General features: G+C 69.9%; 18 protein-coding genes and 3 pseudogenes. 8 read left to right on the forward strand and 13 right to left on the reverse strand.

From position 1 onward, the window contains the following. Positions 1-27: 27 nt before the first annotated feature. From ACFWP3_RS11290 to ACFWP3_RS11300, 3 genes are read right to left on the reverse strand one after another with little or no spacing between them, the layout of a single operon-like run. Entirely contained in the window at positions 28-1152 is a 1125-nt protein-coding gene (locus ACFWP3_RS11290; RefSeq protein ID WP_384218826.1) for an acyl-CoA dehydrogenase family protein, read from the reverse strand. Further along, complete coding sequence (locus ACFWP3_RS11295; protein WP_384218829.1) at positions 1149-1556, reverse strand: hypothetical protein; 408 nt, start codon at positions 1554-1556, stop codon at positions 1149-1151. The genes ACFWP3_RS11290 and ACFWP3_RS11295 overlap by 4 nt, the downstream gene beginning before the upstream one ends. Positions 1557-1569: 13 nt before the next feature. Then, entirely contained in the window at positions 1570-2121 is a 552-nt protein-coding gene (locus tag ACFWP3_RS11300) for a DoxX family protein (protein WP_384218832.1), read from the reverse strand. Positions 2122-2574: 453 nt separating this feature from the next. Here ACFWP3_RS11300 and ACFWP3_RS11305 point away from each other — a divergent pair, with 453 nt between their 5' ends. The 3 genes from ACFWP3_RS11305 to ACFWP3_RS11315 are packed head-to-tail and all read left to right on the forward strand — an operon-like array spanning position 2575 to position 5032. Continuing rightward, a complete protein-coding gene (locus tag ACFWP3_RS11305; RefSeq protein ID WP_384218835.1) occupies positions 2575-3645 on the forward strand; it encodes an NAD-dependent epimerase/dehydratase family protein in 1071 nt (356 codons plus the stop codon). A gap of 50 nt (positions 3646-3695) precedes the next feature. After that, positions 3696-4400 (forward strand): glycosyltransferase family 2 protein, encoded by a 705-nt coding sequence (locus ACFWP3_RS11310; RefSeq protein WP_384218837.1) that lies wholly within the window; start codon positions 3696-3698, stop codon positions 4398-4400. Further along, positions 4397-5032 (forward strand): DUF2064 domain-containing protein, encoded by a 636-nt coding sequence (locus ACFWP3_RS11315; protein ID WP_384218839.1) that lies wholly within the window; start codon positions 4397-4399, stop codon positions 5030-5032. Before ACFWP3_RS11310 ends, ACFWP3_RS11315 begins: the two co-directional genes overlap by 4 nt. Before the next feature lie 540 nt (positions 5033-5572). Here ACFWP3_RS11315 and ACFWP3_RS11320 read toward each other — a convergent pair. The 3 genes from ACFWP3_RS11320 to ACFWP3_RS11330 form a co-directional block, all read right to left on the reverse strand. Beyond that, positions 5573-6139 carry a DM13 domain-containing protein gene (locus tag ACFWP3_RS11320; protein WP_384218842.1) on the reverse strand — a complete coding sequence of 189 codons (567 nt, stop codon included), beginning with the start codon at positions 6137-6139 and terminating at the stop codon, positions 5573-5575. A gap of 306 nt (positions 6140-6445) precedes the next feature. Beyond that, entirely contained in the window at positions 6446-7726 is a 1281-nt protein-coding gene (locus ACFWP3_RS11325) for an MFS transporter (RefSeq protein ID WP_384218844.1), read from the reverse strand. Further along, on the reverse strand, positions 7723-9087 hold the full coding sequence (locus tag ACFWP3_RS11330; protein ID WP_384218846.1) for a rhodanese-like domain-containing protein: 1365 nt from the start codon (positions 9085-9087) through the stop codon (positions 7723-7725). The genes ACFWP3_RS11325 and ACFWP3_RS11330 overlap by 4 nt, the downstream gene beginning before the upstream one ends. An 86-nt stretch (positions 9088-9173) precedes the next feature. On the opposite strand from ACFWP3_RS11330, the gene ACFWP3_RS11335 reads away from it, so the two are divergent. Further along, positions 9174-9839, forward strand: coding sequence for an ArsR/SmtB family transcription factor (locus ACFWP3_RS11335; protein WP_384218849.1), 666 nt, complete (start codon positions 9174-9176; stop codon positions 9837-9839). 430 nt (positions 9840-10269) lie between these two features. Here the strand turns inward: ACFWP3_RS11335 and ACFWP3_RS11340 are convergent, their stop codons facing one another. The 3 genes and pseudogenes from ACFWP3_RS11340 to sbnB all read right to left on the reverse strand — a co-directional run bounded on the left by ACFWP3_RS11340 (position 10270) and on the right by sbnB (position 13069). Then, positions 10270-10617 carry a VOC family protein gene (locus tag ACFWP3_RS11340; protein WP_384218851.1) on the reverse strand — a complete coding sequence of 116 codons (348 nt, stop codon included), beginning with the start codon at positions 10615-10617 and terminating at the stop codon, positions 10270-10272. A gap of 247 nt (positions 10618-10864) precedes the next feature. Further along, a pseudogene (sbnA, locus tag ACFWP3_RS11345) lies at positions 10865-11901 on the reverse strand (2,3-diaminopropionate biosynthesis protein SbnA). Between the two features lie 88 nt (positions 11902-11989). After that, the gene (gene sbnB, locus ACFWP3_RS11350) at positions 11990-13069 is read right to left on the reverse strand and encodes a 2,3-diaminopropionate biosynthesis protein SbnB (RefSeq protein WP_384218853.1); all 1080 of its coding nucleotides are present in this window, start codon (positions 13067-13069) and stop codon (positions 11990-11992) included. Between the two features lie 161 nt (positions 13070-13230). On the opposite strand from sbnB, the gene ACFWP3_RS11355 reads away from it, so the two are divergent. Further along, positions 13231-14105, forward strand: a protein-coding gene (locus ACFWP3_RS11355) for an IS5 family transposase (protein ID WP_384218856.1) whose coding sequence is annotated in 2 segments (ribosomal slippage) — positions 13231-13575 and positions 13578-14105 — 873 coding nt in all. Because the reading frame shifts where the segments join, the coding sequence is not laid out codon by codon here. Between the two features lie 21 nt (positions 14106-14126). Here the strand turns inward: ACFWP3_RS11355 and ACFWP3_RS11360 are convergent. Beyond that, positions 14127-16547 (reverse strand): Pls/PosA family non-ribosomal peptide synthetase, encoded by a 2421-nt coding sequence (locus ACFWP3_RS11360; RefSeq protein ID WP_384218858.1) that lies wholly within the window; start codon positions 16545-16547, stop codon positions 14127-14129. 631 nt (positions 16548-17178) lie between these two features. On the opposite strand from ACFWP3_RS11360, the pseudogene ACFWP3_RS11365 reads away from it, so the two are divergent. Then, a pseudogene (locus tag ACFWP3_RS11365) lies at positions 17179-17547 on the forward strand (DUF4394 domain-containing protein); the annotation flags it as partial. A 177-nt stretch (positions 17548-17724) separates the two neighbouring features. Here the strand turns inward: ACFWP3_RS11365 and ACFWP3_RS11370 are convergent. From ACFWP3_RS11370 to ACFWP3_RS11380, 3 genes and pseudogenes are all read right to left on the reverse strand, one after another. Next, complete coding sequence (locus tag ACFWP3_RS11370) at positions 17725-18369, reverse strand: fasciclin domain-containing protein (RefSeq protein ID WP_384218860.1); 645 nt, start codon at positions 18367-18369, stop codon at positions 17725-17727. An 88-nt stretch (positions 18370-18457) separates the two neighbouring features. Beyond that, positions 18458-20035, reverse strand: coding sequence for a molybdopterin-dependent oxidoreductase (locus ACFWP3_RS11375; RefSeq protein WP_384218863.1), 1578 nt, complete (start codon positions 20033-20035; stop codon positions 18458-18460). Positions 20036-20462: 427 nt separating this feature from the next. Next, positions 20463-20701 (reverse strand): annotated as a pseudogene (locus tag ACFWP3_RS11380) (chaplin). A 372-nt stretch (positions 20702-21073) separates the two neighbouring features. Here ACFWP3_RS11380 and sigK point away from each other — a divergent pair. Both sigK and ACFWP3_RS11390 read left to right on the forward strand, forming a co-directional pair. Then, positions 21074-21652 carry an ECF RNA polymerase sigma factor SigK gene (sigK, locus tag ACFWP3_RS11385; protein ID WP_384218865.1) on the forward strand — a complete coding sequence of 193 codons (579 nt, stop codon included), beginning with the start codon at positions 21074-21076 and terminating at the stop codon, positions 21650-21652. Then, complete coding sequence (locus tag ACFWP3_RS11390) at positions 21649-22398, forward strand: anti-sigma factor (RefSeq protein ID WP_384218868.1); 750 nt, start codon at positions 21649-21651, stop codon at positions 22396-22398. Before sigK ends, ACFWP3_RS11390 begins: the two co-directional genes overlap by 4 nt. The last annotated feature ends 150 nt before the right edge of the window (positions 22399-22548 follow it).

Here is a 22548-nt window from a genome sequence, read left to right on the forward strand (position 1 = left end):
GCCTCTCCTTCGGACGGGTGGCGGGGTTCAGCCGAACACCGGCTGGCCGGTGATGGCCTTGCCGTAGAAGTCGTACAGGACGTCGGCTGTGGGGGCCATGACGTGGCCGGCGCGCGCGTCGCGGAAGTAGCGTTCGATGGCCAGGTGGTGCGAGAAGGCGGCGCCGCCACACACCCGCATGGCGTCGTCGGTGACGGCCAGGGCGGTGTCGTTGGCCAGGGCCTTGACCCCCAGGACGTACAGGGGGGTCTGCTCGTCGGGTGCGGCCATGCTCGCCGCTGCGGCGGCCAGGTAGGCGTTCGCGGCTTCCAGCCGCAGGGAGGTCTGGGCGAGGCGGGCGCGGATGGTGGGCAGCTCGGCGAGGGTCTGCCCGGTGTGCTGGAGGGTCGCGCTCATGGTGTGCCGCACGGCTGCCTGCAGGGCGGCGGAGGCAAGCCCCAGGGAGACGGCGGCGTTGCCGAGGTTGAACCAGGGCATGACCGTCTCGGTCATCCGGGCCAGGCCGCTTCCCGCCTCCCCGAGGCGTGCGGTGTCCGGGACGCTCACCTCGAACCGCATGGGGGCGGAGGCGTTGCCCCGCAGGCCGAGACCGAGGAATGAGCCGGTCACGCTCACGCCAGGCCGGTCTGCTTCGATGGCGTACAGGTCGACGGTGCCGGGTTCGTCGGCCGACTGCACGGAGGTGACGTAGAGCTGTGCGTGACCGGCGGAGGTCACCCAGCTCTTGTCCGCGGTGAACTGTGCGTCCGGCCCGCCGTCGCGTTTGGCCTGGGACAGGGGCGCCCAGAAATGGGAGCGGGAGCCGGGCTCGCTGAAGGCGAGCGTGGCGAGCATCCGCCCGTCGGCCATGCCCGACAGCAGGGACGGCGCCCCCGGGGGTGGGGCCGACATCACGGTCATGGCCGCGCTGATGTGCATGAGGTAGACCATGGCCGTCGATCCGCAGGCCTCGGCCAGTGCGGCGGTTACCTGGGCGAATTCCTGTGGGCCGCCTCCCAGCCCGCCTTCCGGCTCGGGCAGGGTCAGGCCCAGCAGGCCGGAGGCGGCCAGCGCCGATACCGCCTCCGCGGGGAAGCGGCCGTCCGCATCAACGGCCGGGGCGTGTTCCGCGGCGGCGGCCAGGACGGGATGCAGCACAGTGTCGAGGTTCATGCGGGATCATGCCTTCCCGGGGCTGGGGCAGAAGTTCCCCTACCGGCTGCAAGCGCCGGGGTGAGACCGAGGGCGAGCAGGCCCACGGCGAATCCGAGGAGCAGCGCGACGGTGGAACCGTCGCCTCCGAGCAGGTTCGCACCCGTCCAGGCGATCTGCGCCAGCTGTAGCACCGCTGCCGCCAGGAAACCCGCACCCGCCACAGCGATCAGGCTGCGCACGCCGGACAGCCCCGCGCCGACGGCCGCGACGGCCAGGAGCAGCAGGACCAGCATGCCGGTGCCGCCGAGCGTGACGATCCGCCACGGCGGGGCGTCCGCGATGCCCAGCACCGTGCACAGGGCAGCGCCCACGCCCAGCCCGACGGCCGTACGGCCGACAGCGGAACCCGGAGCCTGTGTCATGGTGGGATCCTCCCTACGACGCTGCGAGCAGCACCTTCGACAGCCGGCCGGGCCGCTGGCGCCATACGGGGCGCAGCGCGCCGTCCACCCCGTAGGCGCGGCCGGCCGCGGTGGCAAGTAGCGCCAGGTGCACGGCATACATCAGGAAGTACGACCAGAACCACTCGTGCGGGGTGTTCAGCACGGAGAAGGTGATGGCGGTCGTCTGAACCAGTCCGATCACGGCCCAGAAGCGGGTGGCAAGGCCCACCAGCAGGAACGCGCCCAGGCACGCCTCGATCGCGAAGGCCCCCCAGGCGAATACCGCGAAGTTCGGGATGATCACGTGCTCGACCAGCCACGCCCACGGGCCGAACACCTCGTGCTCCACCCCGTTCAGGGTCCAGGCGTACAGATCCTGCGGGGGGTCGCTGTTGTTCCCGAAGTGCGGCGGGTTCTTCCAGGACAAGTTCTGGATCCACAGGAGACCGACCGTGACACGGCAGACGGCCAGCAGCACCCGCGAGGGGCGGGACGAGCCCAGGGGTTCCGGAACGGGGTTCACAGTCCCTTTGGTGACGGCCATGCTGAGCGACCTCTGATCGTGCCGGCGGAGCTGAGGATCTGCCGACTGCACTTCCATCGACTCACGCCGCCACCGCGGTGGCAAGCCCGCGTGGCCTTACGGAACGTGAACGGCACCACCCCGGACCAGGGCGGACAGCCCCGGGAAGCCCAGCACGCCCGGCGCGGAAGCCCTCCGGTGGCCGGCCACACCTTCACCATTGAGCTGTCCGGCTCCGGTGACGGGAGCTCTCTGTTGATCACCGGGGTGGTGTCGGACCGGTCAAGGGCCGGCTGCCGTGGCGGCCTGGGCCGGGCTGTCCTGCACTTTTCCGTCTGTCTGCCCGCACCCACACGGCGCGGGCACCGGTGCGGCGGCCCCTTCCCGCCGGATGGGTTCGCCATGCCTTGCACCGCTGGCGCGTACGGGCGCACTCCCGGGTAGTGGGGCATCGCAGCGCCTAGCGTGGTGATCATGCGTGTACTGGTCACCGGAGGCGCGGGGTTCATCGGCTCGCACATCGTCACCATGCTCGCCGCCCGCGGCCATGAACCCGTCGTGCTCGACGTGCTGACGTCCGCTGCGCATCTGGCGGCCCCGCCTCCCCCACCGGCCGGAGTCGAGTGGGTCCGCGCGGATGTCCGGGACGGCCCGGCTCTGGCCCGGGCGCTGCGGGGAGTGGATGCGGTTTGCCATCAGGCGGCCATGGTGGGCCTGGGCAAGGACTTCGCGGACGCGCCGGAGTACGTGAGCTGCAATGACCTGGGGACGGCGGTGCTGCTGGCGGCCATGGCGGAGGCCGGGGTGCGCGGGCTGGTGCTGGCGGGGTCGATGGCCGTGTACGGGGAGGGCCGCTACGACTGCCCCCGGCACGGCCGCGTCCGGCCCGGGCCTCGCACGGCTGCGGACCTCGGCGCCGGCCGCTTCGAGCCCGCATCCCCCTGCTGCGGGGCCGAGCTGGTGCCCGGGCTGGTGGACGAGGAAGCGCGGGCCGATCCGCGCAATGTGTACGCCGCGACCAAGATTGCCCAGGAGTATCTGGCCGCCGCGTGGGCGCGGGCGTGCGGCGGCCGGGCGGTGGCACTGCGCTACCACAACGTGTACGGGCCGGGGATGCCGCGCGACACCCCGTACGCGGGTGTGGCTTCGTTCTTCCGCTCGGCGCTCGCGCGGGGCCAGGCGCCGCGCGTGTTCGAGGACGGCGGTCAGCGGCGGGACTTCGTGCACGTCCGGGACGTGGCCGCGGCCAATGCGGTGGCGCTGGAGGCACTGGCCGGCCGGGAGCCGGGCGTGCTGACGGCGTTCAACACCGGCAGCGGCGAACCGCACACGGTCGGGGAGATGGCCCGCGCTCTGGCCCGGGCGTACGGCGGCGCGGAACCGGTGGTCACCGGCGAGTACCGGCTGGGGGACGTACGGCACATCACCACCTCCTCACGGCGGCTGGCCGGCGAGCTGGGCTGGCGGGCGGAGATCGCCTTCGCCGAGGGAATGAGGGAGTTCGCGCACAGTCCCCTGCGCGGGGCGGGCGACGCCCGCGAGTAGTGAGAAGCGAATACCCCGCAGGGGCATCCAGGGTGGGTACGGTGTGGGGCGTGAGCGCCTCGAACGCGGCGACGGTGGATGTCGTCCTGCCGTGTCTGGATGAAGCCCGCGCTCTGCCGTGGGTGCTGGAACGCATCCCGCCCGGCTGGCGGGCGATCGTCGTCGACAACGGCTCCGGAGATGGTTCCGGCGACCTCGCCCGCGACCTGGGCGCAACGGTGGTGGAGGAACCGCGGCGCGGTTTCGGCGCCGCCTGTCACACCGGACTGATGGCGGCCCGTTCCGAGATCGTCTGCTTCTGCGACTGCGACGCCTCACTCGACCCCGGTCTGCTGCCCGCCCTCGTGCGCGAGGTCGCAGAGGGGCGGGCCGATCTGATGCTGGGCCGGCGGCGGCCACAAGGGCACGGTGCCTGGCCGCTGCACGCACGGGCCGGAAATCTGGTGCTGGCGGGGATGCTACGGAGGCGGACCGGACTTCGGCTGCGCGATCTCGGCCCGATGCGCGCCGCCCGCCGGGAGGCGCTGCTCGGCCTGGACCTCACCGACCGACGCAGCGGCTATCCGCTGCAGATGGTCGTCCGCGCCGCCGACGCCGGCTGGCGGATCCGGGAGACGGACGTCGCCTACCGGCCCAGGACCGGAAAGTCGAAGGTCACCGGGACCTGGCGGGGCACCTGGCACACCGTGCACGACATGCGCGCCGTGCTCGCCCAGCCTCCACTCACGAAAGCCAGAGAGGCAGGTGGGCTGTGACGACGCTGCTCGTCATCGCCAAGGAACCCCTTCCCGGCCGCGTCAAAACACGCCTCACCCCGCCGTACACACCCCAGGAGGCGGCCGTCCTCGCCGAGGCGATGCTCGCCGACACCCTGGCCATGATGCTCGCCGCCCCCGCGCGACGCCGCGTCCTGGTGCTGGAGGGCGAACCAGGCCCCTGGCTTCCACCGGGCATCGACGTCGTCCCCCAAGGCCAGGGCCGACTCGACGAGCGGCTGGCCGCCGCCTTCGCGCTCTGCACAGGCCCTGCCGTCCTGATCGCCATGGACACCCCGCAGGCCACGCCCGCCGACCTCGCACCCGCCCTCGCCGAGGACGCCTGGCACCATTGCGGCGCATGGATCGGCCCCGCCCTCGACGGCGGTTTCTGGGCCCTGGGCCTGGCCGAACCCGACCCCGCACTGGTGCACGGGGTGCCGGTGCCCGAATCCGAAGTCTGCGCGCACCAGCGGCGCAGGCTCACCGCGGCGGGCCTCACGGTCCGCGACCTGCCGATGCTGCGCGACGTCGACACCGCAGCCGACGCCCACGCCGTGGCCACCTCAGCACCCCACACCCGCTTCGCCACGGCACTCACCCAGCTGACCCGGGCAGCAGAACGGCGATGAACACCGGCGACACCACAGAGACCGTGGCCGAGCGACAGGGCCTGCTCGGCGTCATGCCGCTGGCGATGCCGACGACAACGCGGAACACCGTACGGCCGGTGCGTGACGGCCCCGGCTTACACGAAACGCTGATGCCGCGTGTCTCCAAGCGCCATCCAGGGGCCCGCCGACTGCCACGTTGAGCCCTGTGTTCATCCCGCGCACGGTCGCCCGCCGCCGCACTGCCCGAACGCCCTTGGAGCGGAGCCTTGCTGACCACCGGCATCGCCTTCCTGCTGCTGACGCCCGGCCACTCCTGGTACGCCATCGCAGCGGCAGCCGTAGTCATCAGCTGGGCCACGCGACGGGCAACGCCGACCGCAAGAGCGGAGCACGACCTCAACTCCCCGCCCCGGTCCGGTGGATGGGGCACTTGATGGTCAAGTCGGGAAGCGGGGCTGAGCGGCCCCCGAATGAACAAGACCTGGTGACAGGCGGCCCGCTGCGGCGAGCGGCCCGCCGGCACGAAGCCGACGGGCCGCTTTTTTCGGTCCGTCTTCGTCAGGCCTTCGCGAGAGCCGCGGCACCGAAGGAGACGTCGAAGCGGTCGCACCAGATGCTGACGCTCGTGTACTGGGAGAGGTCGACATCGGCGGGAAGGGTGTAGTTCTGGTCGCCCTTGTTGCCCTTGAGCTTGCCCAGGCTGACGTACTTGCCGTCGTCGAAGACGTGCCAGCCAGCCTCCCCTTCCTTGACCGGCGCGTCGGTGAGCCACACCCGCAGGTCCGGCCCGTTGCTCGTGTCGAGGTTCTCCAGCCGCAGTGTGTGCGAACCGTCGGCCAGGCGGACGATCTTCACACTGCCGGTCGTCGTGTGCTCATGACTGATCAGCTCGCCCGCAGCGATCGTCTGCGGCCCGGCCGGGGCCGACGGCGAGGCAGTCGTGTTCGGCTGTGCAGTCACCATCGCTGTCGGGGTCGGTGCGGCTGAGGGCAGCGCGTCGCGCACCGTTTCGTCCTGCCACAGTTTCCATGGCTGGAACCAGTACATGCCGGCCCCGAGCAGGACCACCGTTACTGCTGCGATGGCGAGCACCACCGGCCGGCCCGTTATCCGTCCACGCACCATGACAACCCCATTTCCTCGGCTTCTCGCCCGAGAGTAGACGGCCCGCTCCGTCGGGATGGACTCGCGTCCGAATCCAGGACGAGATGCAGGAGACGGCCCGACCATAGGGTGTCTCAAGCAGCCACAGCCATCAACATCCAGCGTCTCGTTGACGTAGTTCGTGAGTCAGTCGCGCAGCGGGACCAGTCCCGCGCTTGCCGGCTTCGGGCGCACGCTATCCCGTTCGAAGCGCAGCTCAAGCCGGAGACTTTCCCCCAAGCTCGCGCGCGCATCGCCACGGGAGTGGGGACCTCTGCGGTGTGGTGGTCAGGTGCGGGGGTGTGTTTCGTACATGCGCACCGCGACGAGGATGCCTGAGGCGGCGGTGATGGCGGCGATGGCGTAGACGGCGGTGGTGAGGCCGTAGGCGTCGGCGAGGATGCCGGCGAGGAGGGCGCCGGCGGCGAAGCCGCCGTCTCGCCAGAGGCGGTAGACGCCGACGGCGCGGGCGCGCCAGGCGGGGTGGGCGACGTCGCCGATGACGGCGAGCAGGGTGGGGTAGACGAGGGCGGTGCCGATGCCGAGGAGGATCTGGGCGGTGGCCCAGACGGCGAAGGTGGTGCCGGCGGCGACGAGGGCGATGGCGGCGGCCTGGAGCAGCATGCCCGTGGTGATGAGGTGTTTGCGGCCGATGTGGTCGGACCACCAGCCGGTGAGCGTCTGTCCGGCGCCCCAGACGGCCGGGTAGAGGGCGGCGAGGAGGCCGATCCGGGTGATGGACAGGCCGTGGGCGGCGAAGAGTAGGGGGAAGATGCCCCAGGCGAGGGCGTCGTTGAGGTTGTTGACGAGGCCGGCCTGGCTGGCGGCCGAGAGGGCTTTGTCGCGGAGGCTGGTGAGGCGGACGATCTGGCCGGTGGTCAGTTCCGCGTCATGCGCGCTGTCTGTGGGGTTGGGGTGGCGGGCGGCTTCGAAGCGGGCGTGGTCGCGGGTCTCGCGTACGGCGAAGGTGGACAGGCCGAGCGCCAGGACGGCGTAGGCGGCTCCCAGCAGGAACGGGGCGGGGCGCAGTCCTGCGTGTTCGGCGATGGCGCCGGTGGCCATGGCGGTGGCGGCGACGGCGCCGTATCCGGCGGCTTCGTTGAAGCCCATGGCGAGTCCCCGGCGTTCGGGGCCGGCCAGGTCGATTTTCATGATGACGGTGGTGGACCAGGTCAGGCCCTGGTTGATGCCGAGCAGGATGTTCGCGGTGATGATCCAGCCCCAGGAGGGACCCCAGGCGAGCATGGCGGGCACGGGCAGGGCGATCAGCCATCCGGCGATCAGGACCGGCTTGCGGCCGTACCGGTCCGACCAGGTTCCGGCGAAGAAGTTGGTGACGGCCTTCGTCGCGCCGAACGCCACGATGTAGGTGAGGGCGGCAGTGTAGGCGGAGAGGTGGAAGACGTCGTCGGCGAGCAGCGGCAGGACGGTGCGTTCCTGGCCGAGCATCCCGCCGACGAGCGCGTTGACCGCGACGAGCAAGGCGAACTGGGGGAGGTTGGCCCGCAGTCCGAGGCGTATGCCGGAACCGATACCGGTACCGGTGTCGCCGTCGGCGTGGATGCTCACGCCCCCTCCTGCAGGGGGCGGCCGGTGGCCTGGGCCCAGTCGCCCGGGCCGCCGTCGAGGACGGCGAGATCCCGCTGTCCGGCGCGCTGTAGGAGGCTGGCGGCCGTCATGGCGCGCTCGCCGTGCCCGCAGGTCACTACGGCGCCGGCCGGAGCCTCGGCGGAGCGGGCCGCGAGATCGCCGAGTTCGATGTGGACCGCGGCGGCGATGTGCCCTGCGGTGTGTTCCGCCCGCTGGCGGACGTCCAGGAAGGGCCGGCTCCCGATGCGGTCGGCGGTGAGCAATTCGATGCTCTGGCGCAGTCCACCGGCGGAGGTCCAGGCGTCCATGCCGCCGTCGAGGTGCCCGGCCAGCCGCTCGTAGCCGATCTTCAGGGCCTGCCAGGTGAGCTCCGCGGGGTCCTGGCCGGGGGAGGTGACGAACACGAGCGGGCTGTCGTCGGGCAGCAGCCAGCCCAGCCAGGTCGCGAACTGCCCGCGCAGCGGGATCGAGATCGCGCCGGGTATGTGGCCTGCGGCGAAATCGGCGACGGAGCGGACGTCGACGAGCTGGGCGCCCTGGCCGAGGAGGCCGCGGACCTCGGCCACCGTGAGCGGGGCCAGCGTGGGTGCGGAGTCGAGGACCGCCGGCCCACGCCGGTTCACCTCGCCCAGCCGGTCGAAGTACGCCGGGTAGGAGCCGAGGCTCCCCAGCAGCTGCCGTACGAAGGCGTCCTCGTCCGGGGCGGCGAGCAGCGAATTGGCCCGTCGCTGGTCACCGATGGTGGTGGTGCGTTCGGCGCCGGGAGGGGCGGAGCAGAAGGAGCCTGCGCCGTGGGTGGGCCAGACCGCGGTGCCGTCCGGCAGCTCTGCCAGGCGCGCCAGCGAGCGGTACTGGGCGCGCGCCAGCTCCTCGGCGCGGTCTGCACCGAGGAGATCGGTGCGCGCGGCCGAGCCGACGATCAGCGAACCACCGGTGAAGACTCCCAGCTCCCGCGCGCCGTCCAGCAGGAGGAAGGAGAGGTGCTCGTCGGTATGGCCCGGGGTGGCCAGGGCCCGCAGGGTCAGGCCGCCGAGGTCGGTCTCGTCGCCGTCGGCGAGGGGCGTGTGCGGGAAAGCGCGGTGGCCGGCGGCCGAGGCCAGCACCGTCGCGTCGTCGTCGTGCGCTAGCTGCACGGCACCGGAGAGGAAATCGGCGTGCAGGTGGGTGTCGGCCGCGTACGCCACCCGCATCCGCCGCTGTCCGGCAGCGGCCCGCAGCGCGCGCAGGTCGCGGCTCGCGTCCACCGCGAGGGCGCGTCCGTCGCCGAGGTCGACGAGGTAGGCGCTGTTGCCCAGCCCCTCGTCCACCAGCGGTATCAAATGATCGTCGGCGAAGCCCATCAGGTCCTCCAGATGTCACGGCAGGGGCTCGGTGGTCCCAGCGCCCACCCATAGATATAATATTCCATGGATCTATGGAGGATGCCATGGGAGACGCCGCACGCAAGTCGGCCCTGTACGACGCTTTCGCCCACACGGGCAAGGCACTGAGCAGCGGGAAACGCCTGGAACTGCTCGACCTGCTGGCCCAGGGAGAACGCACCGTCGACGCGCTCGCCAAGGCGGCCGGACTGAACCTGACCACCGCCTCCGCGCACCTGCAGACCCTCAAGCAGGCCGGACTCGTCGCCACCCGCCGCGAGGGCGTACGGATCCACTACCGCCTCGCCGGCGCCGACGTCGCCGCCCTCTACGCCCTGCTCCGCCAGGTCGCCCAGAGCCACCAGGCCGCCGTCGAACCGGCCCGCACCGCATACCTCGGCACGGACGCGGCGCAAGAGGTCGACCGCGAAGAACTGCGAGCCCGGGCCCAGGCGGGCGAAGTCGTCGTCCTCGACGTCCGCCCGGCCGAGGAATACGCCGCAGGCCACATCCCCGGCGCGATCTCCATCCCGGTCGAGGAACTCGCCGAACGCATCGCCGAACTACCGGACGACGTCGAGGTCGTCGCGTACTGCCGCGGCGCCTACTGCGTCCTCGCCCACGACGCCGTACGCCTGCTTCAGAAGCGCGGCCGCAAGGCGATCCGGCTGATGGACGGCATGCTGGAATGGCGGCTGGCCGAACTGCCGGTCGAGACTGCGGCCGCGTGACGGCAGAACCGGCGTCCCCGCACGGCGTGCCGGAGTACCTTGCACCTCGACTCCTGGCGTGAGGAATCGGGTTGCCGGGGCTGCTGCGTCCTGAAGGGCAGCGAAGTCGACGTGGGCCACCTCGACGGCCTCGTGGCACGCCTGGGCCTTCTCGTGCTCGACGGGGCCCGGTAGATACTGGAGCCCGCACTGCAGCGGCTGCGCAACGAGGCCATCCGACGCCACACCTCCTACCCATCGCCTTGACGAACTCCGGCCGCACCTTGACCCGAATACTGATCTTCTCCGAGAAGACCGGATCACACCCGGCTTCCGCCAGTGGCGTCGAGCTGGCTCTGGAGCACGCGCGGCGGGGCCCGCGGTCGGCGGGGTATGCCCTCCGGGCTCGGCGCGGAGCTGAGGGAGGAGCAGCGCTTTGGCCAACGCCGAGTCACTCCGGACTCCGTCCGCTCAACGGCTGGTCGATCTCGATCGTGATCGCGGCCGGCCCCTTGAGGTAGGCGGCTCTGGTGCCCCAGGGCCGGTCGCCGGGTGGTTCCATCGTGTCGGCGCCCCGATGCAGGAGGCGCGCGTAGTCCACGTCGCAGTTGCTGCTCGCGAGCGCGATGGTGGCCTGGCTGTCCGTCGGTCCCTCATCGAGGACGACGCCCAGCCCGCCCAGCTCCAACTCCGCCATCCGCTCGTCCCGGAAACCGGGCGTGACCTCCAGAACGCTGCGGAACCAGCTGACCGCCGCCTCCAGGTCACGAACGGTGAGATGGATGTGTGACACCTTCACGACTCTGATCCTAGGTGCCGCGAGGGGTGACTGCCCGCCGGACCACTGTGGCCCGTCCCGGGACTGAAGCGATGCGTGCCCAAGGGCTCATTGCCGGGATTCCTGGCGGAGATCCCGTAGACCCATCGATCACTTGAGGTTCTGAGCGGGCCCCGCCCCGCTACAGAGAGCTACTTGTCTCGTGGCAGCTTCGGGAGAATAGGGCCCCGACCAGGGGTCCCCCGTCGAGTTCGATGAGTCCCGCCCATCAGTGAGGCCGCGGCCCCACCGGGGTTCGCGACTGAGAGCGCTCGAGTAGCACGTGGGGGCGTGGGAGGTGTGGCTCGAGTGCTCCGGATTCCTGTTGGCTGCCGTAGAGTCCCTGCACCCAGTTCTCCTGGTAGATGGTGTCGAGGTAGCGTTCCCCCAGGTCGGGCGCTACGGCAACTGCGGTGACGCGTGTGTCCTGGTGTTGTGCCAGCCAGTCAGTGGCTCCGCTGACGATCGTGCCGGTCGAGCCGCCGAAGAGGAAGCCCCGGCGGGCGAGGGCCCGGCAGGTGCGGATGGTGTCCGCTTCTTCGACGAGTACGGCCTCGTCGACCATGGACTTGTCGAGGAGTGGTGGTGGGACGCTCATGCCCAGGCCCGGGATCATCCGCCGTCCTGGGGCGCCGCCGAACGTCACCGAGCCCACACTGTCGATTGCGATGATCTTCACGGGCCGGTGCCACTCGTTGAAGAAACGGGCGCATCCCATGAGCGTGCCGGTGGTCCCGGCTCCCACGAAGAGCACATCGAGCTCCGGGAATCCTCGGGCGATGGCTGGAGCAGTACTGTGGTAATGAGCCCTCCAGTTGGCCGGATTGGTGTACTGGCTGAGCCAAACACACCGGTCGTCCGCGTCGCACAGGCCCTGGACGTAGGCGAGCCGTGCAGCCAGCAAACTACCGCCGGCCTCGTGATCGGTGATGACGTGGACGGTGCTGCCCAGGGCTTCCATCATGAGCCGGGTCGCCAGGTTGCAGCGCGAGTCCGTCACACAGATGAACCGGTATCCTTGCTGGCCGCGATCACGCTCAGGGCGACGCCGAGGTTTCCGGAAGAGGATTCGACCAGGATGGAGTCCGGGGTGACGGTGCCGTCCCGCTCGCCGGACTCGACCATCTCGATCGCGGCCTTCAGCTTGACCGATCCGGCGAAATTGAAGCCCTCGCATTTGAGGAAGAGCGGGCAACCGAGAGCCTGCCGCAGGTCGATGAAGAGTTCCTCTTCGTTGAAAGCGTGGGGAACGGATATGACATGCACGATGATCGCCTCAACTCCGTGAGCTACGCGGGACGGCCGTACGGCCGGACAGTCGGGCCATCGCCCCGCGCGGATGTACCGGTGGCACTCATCCGTACCGGCGCAGTTCGTGGAAGAAATCTTCGACGACCCGCAGTTCGCCCGACTGGATCACCTCGTCGTAGACGTACTTGCCGACGGCGAGGTCGAGGACTCCGAGGCCGAACGGTGAGAACACCGTCGTCCGGCCTGCGGGTACGGTGACTCGTCCGGCGATCACGTCGTCCAGGGTGCCGGCGAGGAATCGGCGGTTACCGGTGAGCCGTTCAGTGAGGTGTGGTGACGTGTCGGCACTGAGGCAGTGGTCGATGTCGTCGACGATGTTGGTCGCGGCCAGAAGGACCTGAGGGGCGAGGTCGCGCAATGACACGTGCAGTACCACTGGATGGTGCCGGAACCAGGACGGCTCAGACACATGGGGTTCGCTGGCGACGGTGGCGAAGACGATGAGGTCACTGGCTCGGATGAGATCCTCCGGGGACTCGTGAATGGTGATCCGGTCCGTGGAGCCCGCCTGCTCCAGATACATACGGAACCCGGATGCGCTGCTGGGCGAAAGGTCGTGCACGCCGAGCTGTTCGAAGTTCCATCCCGTGCCTGTCAGGAAGGCGTGAATGTAGCGGGCGATCAGTCCTGCCCCGATGAATCCGATGTGAGCTGGGCGGGAGCGGCCGCGACTGAGCCAGTCGGCCGCCAACGCCGCCGACGCAGCGGTTCTGCTGGCGCTGATGATGGAACTCTCCAAGCATGCGAAGGGGTAGCCGGTGACAGGGTCGTTGAGGATCAGGACGGCTGAGGCCCGGGGAATCTCGGATCTCACGTTCTCCGGGAAGCTGGAGATCCACTTCAGGCCGTCCACCGGTGAGGCTCCGCCGATGGAGGCGGGCAGCGCGATGATGCGAGACGACCGGCGGTCGGGAAACCTGAGGAAGGAGGACGGAGGGTTGACCGTCAAGCCTGCGCTGTGGAGCCGGTAGGTCTCCTGGACCACGTCCACGATGCACTGCTCGCGTCCCAGCAGGGCCCTTTGGACCTGTGCTCCAGGGATCACCGCGAACGGCGGTACACGCGGCCGGGCCCCTGACCGGTCCGTCCCGGTGAAGTCGGCGGTGTAGTCGATGGTGGTCATGTGAGGGTCACCTCGATGGTCGGGGAGCAGTCGTTCGGGTGCAGCGGATCGGTCATGGCCACGATCACTTCGCGGGGTCCCTGGAAGGCTTCCCGGCTGTGGGCGGTGCTCGGCTAGGGCCTGTTGCGAAAGTGGATCTTGTTCATTCATGATCACGTCTTGTGGGACGTGGAGATCTGACGAATGGCCAGTGGGCCCGGCTTGAGCCGCTGCTGCCGCAGGGCATCAAGCCGGGCCGTCCGCAGGTGTGGACGCGGCGGCAGCTGATAGACGGCATACGGTGGCGGACCCGCACCGGTGCCCCGTGGCGTGACGTGCCGGAGCGCTACGGGCCGTGGGACCGGGTCTACGACCTGTTCCGGCGCTGGCAGCGGGACGGAACCTGGGCGAGGATCCTCACCCGGCTCCAGGCCGAGGCGGACGCCAAGGGCTTGATCACCTGGGACGTGAACGTCGACTCCACCGTCTGCCGGGCCCACCAGCACGCCGCAGGCGCGGCGAAAAGGGGGATCTCCAAAAGGAGCCGCCCGGCGGAGTCGCAGTCGAGCCGGCCGACCACGGACTCGGACGCTCCCGCGGAGGCCTGACCAGCAAAATCCACCTCGCCGTCGAGCAGGGGCAGAAACCCCTGTCCATTGTGATCACGGCCGGGCAGCGGGGTGACTCCCCGCAGTTCGAGCCGGTCCTGGAAGCGATCCGGGTACCCCGGCTCGGGCCCGGCAGACCTCGCAAACGCCCGGACCGAGTGCGGGCCGACAAGGCCTACGACTCCCGCAGCAACCGCTCCTACCTGCGCAGACGCGGCATCAAGGCCACCATCCCCGTTCCAGCGGACCGAGTCCGCAACCGCCTCAAGCGCGGTTCGCGCGGGGGCCGGCCACCGACGTTCGACAGAGACGACTACAAGCAGCGACACGCGGTCGAGTGCGGAATCAACCGCCTCAAGCGCCACCGGGCCGTCGCCACCCGGTACGACAAACTCGCCGTCCGCTACGAAGCGACCGTGCTGGTCGCAGCCATCAACGAGTGGCTGTGACCAGCACTTTCACAACAGACCCTAGGTGTCGTTGCCCTGGCTGATCTGCCGGGCCGGGTTTCCTCCCCAGTGCGCGTGCGGGGGGACGGTCTCGCCCTTCATGAGGAAGGAATCGGGGGCCAGCACCGTGCCGTCACCGAGGGCGACTCCGTAGTGCACGAAGGCACCGATCCCGAGGGTGCAGCCGGATCCGATGGAGGTGCGCTCCGACTTGAAGGCGCCGTCCTCCTGGGAGTGGCACTCGACCACGCTGCCGGCGTTGAGCGTGCAGTCGTCTCCGAGGGTGACCATGGACCGCTCGGTCAGGGAGCAGCCGTCGTCGAAGACCCTGCTGCCGATTCGGACACCCAGAAGCCTCCAGATCACGTTCTTGAACGGTGTGCCGTTGAAGAGCCGCAGGTACGTCTCCGAGGGGACCTTCCAGAAGCGCTCGCGCTGCCAGAAGCGGAGGTCGTAGATCGAGCAGAAAAGCGGACCGGTCGGGTGCCGGGAGGTGACGGCGCGTTCGACGAGCACGAAGTACAGGGCCGTGAACAGCAGGACCACGACGTTGGCCAGTGCGACCGCCGCGGCGCCCAGCGCGCCGTAGAGTTCGGCGGCGGCCGCGATGATCAGGGTGATCAGGAAGAAGCAGAGCCACCGCACGATCAGGTACCACGCCGCGGTGGCGGCATTGTGGCGGTTCTTGGCGGGCAGCAGGCGGCGTTGTTCCCCGTCGGTCTTCAGCCGGTCGAAGGTGCTGTCCCGCAGGACCGATCGGGGGAGCTCGAAGCTCGGCGAACCCAGCAGTCCCACGCCCTCCCTGAACTTTCCGTCGACGGGCACCATGACCTTGGTCGCGAGGAGGCAGTTGTCACCCGTCCTGCCGCGCGGGGGGTACGCGATCCGGTTGCCGAGGAAGTTGCGCGGCCCGATCGAGACCCTGGACACCCGGAAGGAAGTGCTGGAGAACTCGGCGTTGTTGATCGAGAGCCCGTCCGCGACCATCGTTCCGCTGCCGACGGAACTCAGGTACGGGGAGTCCTGCTTGACCTCGGTGCCGAAGTTCGATCCGGTCTGCTCGACTCGGGAGAGGTCGTACCCGAGGAAGCGGAGGTAGTGGACGATGCACGAGCTGTCACCGAACAGGTGCGTGAAGAAGCGTCTGTTGGTCATCAGAGTGATCGTCCGGTGCATCCCGTACCGGAAGCCGTAGAGCGGGTAGACCGTGCCCGGCGTGATGGCCCGGGCCAGCAGCCGGGGAACCGTGGCGATCAGCAGGAGCCCGAGGACGATCGCACCGAAGAACAGGACCAGCGAGGCCGCCAGCGCCTCGGTGTAGAACGCCCACGACGCCAGTGCCATCGGGCCCGGTTCCAGCACGGCGGCCAGTTGCGGGAGCTCGGCCAGGAGAAGGCTCACGCCGCCGAAGGACAGCGGCAGGTAGACCAGCAGTACGGCCGGTATCTGCAGGACTCCGTGAACCGCCCGGCGCAGGCCGCCGCGATCGGCCGGGCCGACCACCGGGTAGCGCGCATCGGCCCGCAGCGCGGGCGAGCCGTGCCAGTGTTCACCGTCTGGCACCGTCTGCCCACTGTGCAGGGCTGAGGCATGGGCGAGCCGGGCCCGGTCTCCCAGCGCGGTCCCGATGTCGAGGACGGTGGCCTCGCCGACGACCGCGTCCTTGCCTATGGAGACCGGGCCCGCCTGGATCAGCCCGGCCTGAGCCCGGTAGCAGGTGAAGTACGAGTCCTTCCGGATCACTGTGCCGTCACCGACGGCGAGCAGGTCGGTGCACACCGGTACGTTCCGCGAGAAGACTGCGACGCCGCGGCCGATCCTCGCTCCGAGCGCCCTCAGGTAGAGCACGTAGAGCGGTGACCCGACGAACAGCACCGGCGGAGCCGACCGGACGAGCGTCCTGACCGTCCAGAAACGGAAGTAGCTCAGGCTCCAGACCCGGATCTGGCAAGGCTGCCACCTGCCGATGAGCGTCCACTTCGCCAGAACCGGAAGGACGCACAGCCACGCGAGGGCGGCCGCACCGAACAGCACCGACCGCAGGTACACATCTGCGGGGCCCGACCCTGCGGAGATCCACTCGTAGCCCCGGACACCGACGAAGGCGATGACGCAGGAGTATCCGAGGAACGTCAGTAGCTGCAGGGCACCGCAGAGGAGGTAGTGCGGAGTTCCCTTCGCGGGCTCGGGCATCCGCGGCGCTGGAGCCGTCCGGCCCGTGGGTTCGGGCGCGGCGAGCGCCGCGGCCAGGCTGTCGATCGTCGGATGCCGGTAGATGTCCTTCATCGATACCGGCGGCAACCCCTCGGTCTTCCTGATCCGTGCGCAGAATCGGGCCATCACCATGGAGTCGGCGCCGAGTTCGTCGAAGAAGTGGCTGTCGACAGGCACGCAGTCGCGGTGTGTGACGTCCGCGAGAATGCGGACGAGGACGCCTTCCACGCCGACAGGTTCGCGGGGTTGTCCAAGTTGATGTGCAGCCGGGGGTGACGCCTCTGCGGGTCTTGTCGTCACGGTGGGCTCCTCGGAAATCCGGCCCCGGGTCCGGCGAGCGAGCGTGCGGGCCGCCGGGCGTGTCCGCCGCGGTCGGACCGGGGGACGTCGGATGCCATGACCCTTATTCGGTGCCGCCGCCGGAAAGGATGGGACCTCCTCGCCGACCAGGCACTTACCGAAGGCGGTCCGGCGTCACGTTTCTGATACGGATCTCGAATCTTCCCCAGGGTTGCTCTTCGTTCCCCACCCGGCTGCTCCGGGGCTTGCCGTCACGTCGCCAGTCTCGGAGCGGGGAGTGCTGCGGCACGGAATGACGGCGCCTCCGTTTGCGGTGCCGTCGACGCGGAACGAGCTGCCCATCCGCGACTACCTGACGCTCTCGGACTGCCGGCTCTCGGCGCTGGTGAGTTCGGTCGGGCGGTGGACTGGCTGCGCCTCCCCCGGTTCGACGGCCCCGCGGTCTTCGCCCGTCTGCTGGACCAGGACGCCGGCCAGTGGTCGATCCACTCCGGGTCAGGCCGAGGTGAGCCACCGCCGCCTGCCCCAGACCTTGATCGTGGAGACCGGCTTCCGCGCTCCCGGCACTCCGCCGACCACCGCGACGGGGGTCACCGGTGCGGCGTACACCAACAACGATCTCAACACCGCGACCGCCACGACCCTGTTCGACCTCGACACGCTGGCCGACCGGATCTCGCTGCAGTCCCCGGCGAACGCAGGCACCCTCGCCCCGACCGGGAATCTCGGCGTTGCCGCGGACCTGGACGCCGGGTTCGACATCTACAACGAGGCCAGCGGCACGAATCACGGCTTCGCGGCCGTCGGAGACGACGGTGCATACCGCCTGTACGCGGTCAACGTGCTGAACGGTAAGGCTACCGACAAGGGTGCCTTCCCGAAGAAGTACCAGGTCACCGACCTCGCCCTGGCCATCAACCAGCGGTAGCAGCAACCCGTCGCAATGAACGTATTCACACCTTTGCCCGTTCCGGCAAGCAGAAGGCCGCTATCGAGGCGACGGCTGCCTGCCGGCTTCTAGCGACTGCCTGCGGCCCGGCACCTCCTCTCCTTCCAAGGGGGTGCCGGGCCACAGGCCTGGGTGCGGCGGTGCGTTGCCGCGCGGCTACTTCGGCATGAGGACGGTGTCGATGATGTAGACGTTGGCGTTGGCGGTCTTGACGTTGCCGCAGACCACGGAGGCGGTGTCGTTGACCTTGTAGGCCTCGCCGGAGCCCTTGGTGGTGACCATGCCCTTCTGCAGGGTCTCGAAGGACCCGTTCTCCAGCTGCTTCGGCGTCAGCTTCTGGCCCACGACGTGGTAGGTGAGGATCTTTGTCAGCATCTCCTTGTCGGCGAGGACCTTGTCGAGGTCGGCCTTCGGGATCTTCGCGAAGGCGTCGTTGGTCGGGGCGAAGACGGTGATGTCCTTGGCGTTGTTGAGAGTGTCGACCAGGCCGGCCTGCTTGACGGCGGCAACCAGGGTGGACAGGGCCGGGTTGTTGGACGCGGCGGTGGCGACCGGGTCCTTGGCCATACCGTCGAAGGAGCCCGCGCCCTCCTGCGGGACGCCGGAACAGGCCGGGCCGAACGGCTCGTCACCCGTCATCGAGTCGCCCGTCGGCGCCTCGCTGGTCTTGGCAGAGTCACCGGCGGCGGGGGGTGCTGCCTTGGTGTCGCTGGAGGAGTCGGAGCAGGCGGCCAGCGAGAAGGGCAGCAGGACGGCTGCGGCCACGGCGATCCCGGTACGGCGGATCTGCATGCTGTTCATGATCAATTTCTCCTTGAAGAGATGACGTGAATCTGGGGTCTGTCGGTGGTTCTTCCGGACCTGCGTCGGGGGAAGCTGGCCCGGTGGCTTAGGCGATGGTGACGAAGACGCTGTGCCAGCCGCTCGCTCCGTCGGGGATGGTCGGCGTGCGCTGCTCGGTCTGCGTCTGGCCGGTGCCGTCGGTGGCGCGGACGGTGATCGTGTGGCCGCCGGGGGCTGCCTGCCAGCGATGGGACCACTGGCGCCAGGTGTCGACGGTGTCTTGGACAGCAAGGTCGGCGTCCTGCCAGGAGCCGTCGTCGATGCGGACTTCGACGCGGGTGATGCCGCGGCGCTGGGCCCATGCGACGCCGGCGATCACGACGGTGCCGGCTGCCGGGCGGGCGAAGGGCTTGGGGGTGTCGATGCGGGACTGTGTCTTGATCGGCGCCCGACGGGCCCACTTGCGTTTGACCCAGTACGGGTCGTAGGCGTCGAACGTGGTCAGCTCGATGTCTTCGATCCATTTGCAGGCGGAGACGTAGCCGTAGAGGCCGGGGACGAGCATGCGGACGGGGAAGCCGTGGTCGAAGGGGAGCGGTTCGCCGTTCATGCCGACCGCGAGGATCGCGTCCCGTCCGTCCATGACGTCCTCGACCGGGGAGCCGAGGGTCATGCCGTCCACGGAACGGGCCACCAGTTGATCGGCGGTGCCGCCCTTCGACGGCGGCTTGACCCCGCATTCGGCCAGCAGGCCGGCCAGGGGAACACCGAGCCATCGGGCGTTGCCGATGTAGGGGCCGCCCACCTCGTTGGAGACGCAGGCGAGGGTGATGTCGCGTTCGATCAGCGGGCGGGCCAAGAGCTGTTCGAGGGTGTAGGTGCGGGGCCGGGTGACACCTTTGCCGTGGATGCGCAGCCGCCAGGTACCGGCGTCGATCTTGGGGACGACGAGGGCGGTGTCGACGCGGTAGAAGTCGCGGTTCGGTGTGGTGAACTCGCTGATCCCCGGCACCTTCAACTGCGCGCCGGGCGGAACAGGCGGAGCCGGTGATGCAGGGGCGGGCAGGGCGAGGTTGCCGCGGGAGGCGATGGCGCCCTGGCCGCGCTGCCCGGACACAGTGCGCCCCAGCACACCGGCTCCGGTAGCGGCCGCCGCGGTCACGGTCGCCGCTGCGAGGAACCCCCGCCGGCTCCACCCGCCCCCGGTGCCCCCATCACCAGACGGTGAGCTGGCGAGTGCCGCTTTGCCGGCCAGGACGTACAGCACCGCAGCACCCACGACGGCGCCGGCAAGGGAGGGCAGCACGTCACCGGCGCCCGCGGAGTCCGGCCTGCTCAGGGCCGCGACCGCGCCGACGATGCCGAACAGCAGGACCCCGGCCGCCCCCACACGACGGAACCGCACCGCCAGGACACCCAGGAAAAGCGCGAACAGGGACAGCAGCACGAGGATGCCGAGCTGGAGGACGAACTTGTCGCTCTCCCCGAACGTGCGGATCGCGTAGTCCTTCACCGCTGCCGGGGTGAGGTCGATAACCGCGCCGCCCACGACAGTGACCGGTCCCGCGGCCGGCCGCACCAACCCGGCGACCAGCTCGGCCACGGCAAGCGCGGTGAACCCGGACAGAAGCCCGGCCAGCCCGCCACGGGCAGTGAGGGCGAAGGTGTTGCGGAAGCTGCTCATGGTCACACCCTGCATTCGGTGGCGCTCGCCCGGCGGATTGGTCTGCCACCCGAACGAGTGACATCTGCCGTTCTCAAGGCGTCAGGCCTTCTATGCGGGGGGCGCGGACAGCCTGGTCTCCTTCGCGGCGCCACGGCGTGGGGGCGAATGATGGAGCAGGGCGTAGTCATGAGGCAGCAGGGAGGGTCACCACGCTCCGGGCCCGAGGTCGACGATGGGGGGAGGGGTCGGGGCGGAACTGTTCGTCGGGCAGGGGAGGGGTACTGCGGGCGGCTGTGCCGACAGCCACCCGCAGCCGACCCGCCCGGGCCCAGGGTTATGCGTCATGGGAGGCGCCACAAGCGCTCCCGCCTGCGGGCCCGGGCAGGTCACCGGTCCACGCCACCCCGTTCTCGGCGGCGGACCGGAGCCTTGCAGCGGTGCCCGGTCAGGCGTTGACGCAGGTGTTGCCGAAGGAAGGATTCAGCAGACCGATGACGCTGACCGTGTTCCCACAGACGTTGACCGGAATGTGGATCGGAATCTGGATCAGGTTGCCCGAACCGACCCGGGCGAGTACGCCGCCACACCCTGAGCCCCCGCATCGGCGGCGGCCACCGAGGCACCCCCGACCACCACCGCGCCGACCACCAGCGCCACCGAGACGCTCCTGCACACACGAACCATCGCACTACCTCCAAGGACGGACTGCTGCGCCGTGCGGAAGACCGCGCGGCGACGAAGGAACCGGTGAGCGAGATCGTCCCGGCTACTTCGTCCCGTTCTTCGCCGCCCCCGCCACGAAGGCTTGGCCCTACCCGCGCCGTTCCCTCGAAGAGGGAACAAGCGACTGCCCCACTGACCAAATGCCCACCAATCCGCACTCACGTCCGCTACGAAGAACCATCAGACACCCCACACGGCTCTGTGGCCGGACCGCCCTTGATGGCGGTCCGGCCCCGCTCCACCGACAAGGACCGCTATGCGATGGACACCCCGTCCCCGGCCGGCCGACGCCGGCCGCCCCTTCGCCTGGTCGCCACAGCCGGAGCCCGGCCGGTGAACCGACCGCTCCCGTTCGGCGCCGCCGGCCACACCGGTCTCGCCGAGGTCATGCAGAAAGTCGCACACGGCGACAAGCAGGCCTTCTCAGCCCTCTACGACGCTCTCGCACCCATGGTCTTCGGGATCGTGATCAAAGTCGTACGTGACCGTGCCCAGTCGGAAGAGGTCGCCCAGGAGGTCATGATCGACCTGTGGCGGCAGGCCGCCCGCTACCGGCCCGATGCCGGCGGCGTGAGTACCTGGGCGGCAACGATCGCCCACCGGCGGGCCGTGGACCGGGTGCGATCTGCCCAGGCGGCCGCCGACCGCGAGCATGCCCAGGCCGCCCGCGAGCACCAGACCGCGTTCGACCAGGTTGCCGAGCAGGTCGAGACCCGGCTGGAGAGCGAGCAGGTCCGCCGCTGCCTGCGCGGTCTGACCGAACTGCAGCGCCAGGCCGTAACTCTGGCCTACTACCGGGGGCTGACCTACCGTGAAGTCGCCCAAACGCTTCGAACGCCGCTTCCCACGATCAAGACACGCATGCGCGACGGGCTGATCCGGCTTCGCGACTGCATGGGGGTGACCACATGAAACACCACGCATCCGATGTCCATGTCCTGGCTGCCGCGTACGCACTGAACGCTCTGGATCCCGGCGAGCGCGAAGAGTTCGCCGCGCACCTGGCCGGATGCGAGGCATGCCGGGACGATGTGGCCGACTTCCAGGCCACCGCCGCGCGTCTGGCAGCGGCCGCAGCCCAGGCACCGCCCGCCTCGATGAGGCAGCGGACGATGGCTGCCGCTGACGGCGTACGCCAGCTCCCGCCCCTCGTCCTGGCAGCCACCCCGGTCGCCTTCCGCGGCACGCTGCGGCGCAGGGCCTTGCCGGTGGCGTTGGCGGCGAGCCTGGCCGCCGCCGCGTCGTTCGCCGGCCTGGCTGTCTGGCAGAACCAGGAGAACCGGCAGCTGGAGCAGCGGGCCCGGCAGAGCGAGCAGCGCCTGGATGCCGTGAGCACCGTCCTGGCCGCCCCGGACGCCCGCAGTGTCCACGGCCGGGCCGGCAACGGAGCCTTCACCAGCGTCGTCGCCTCCGACCGGCAGAACAGGGCCGTCTTCACCGCGACCGGCCTGCCCACCCCGGCTGCGGGCAAGACCTACCAACTGTGGCTCGACCACGACGGAACCATGCGCCCGGCCGGATTCATCCGCCAGGACGGCACCGTCCTGATCGACGGAGACACCGCCGACGCCGGCGCCGTCGGCCTTACCCTCGAACCGGCCGGAGGATCCCCACAGCCCACGACCACTCCCCTGCTCCTGATGACCCTCCCTACCTAATCCGCAGCCCCGCCCCTGCCCGACCTTGGCCGCGGGGCGCCCACTTCCGAGCCATGGAGTCTCAATGACGAAGTCAAGCCGCTTGCGTGACCGGTGGGGCGGAGGTGAAGACCCGTCCGTCACGCAGCAGCGCCCACAGAACGCTTGCTC

Origin of the sequence: Streptomyces sp. NPDC058525 (genome assembly GCF_042719495.1) — a bacterium.
In the GTDB taxonomy this organism is placed as follows: Bacteria; Actinomycetota; Actinomycetes; order Streptomycetales; family Streptomycetaceae; genus Streptomyces.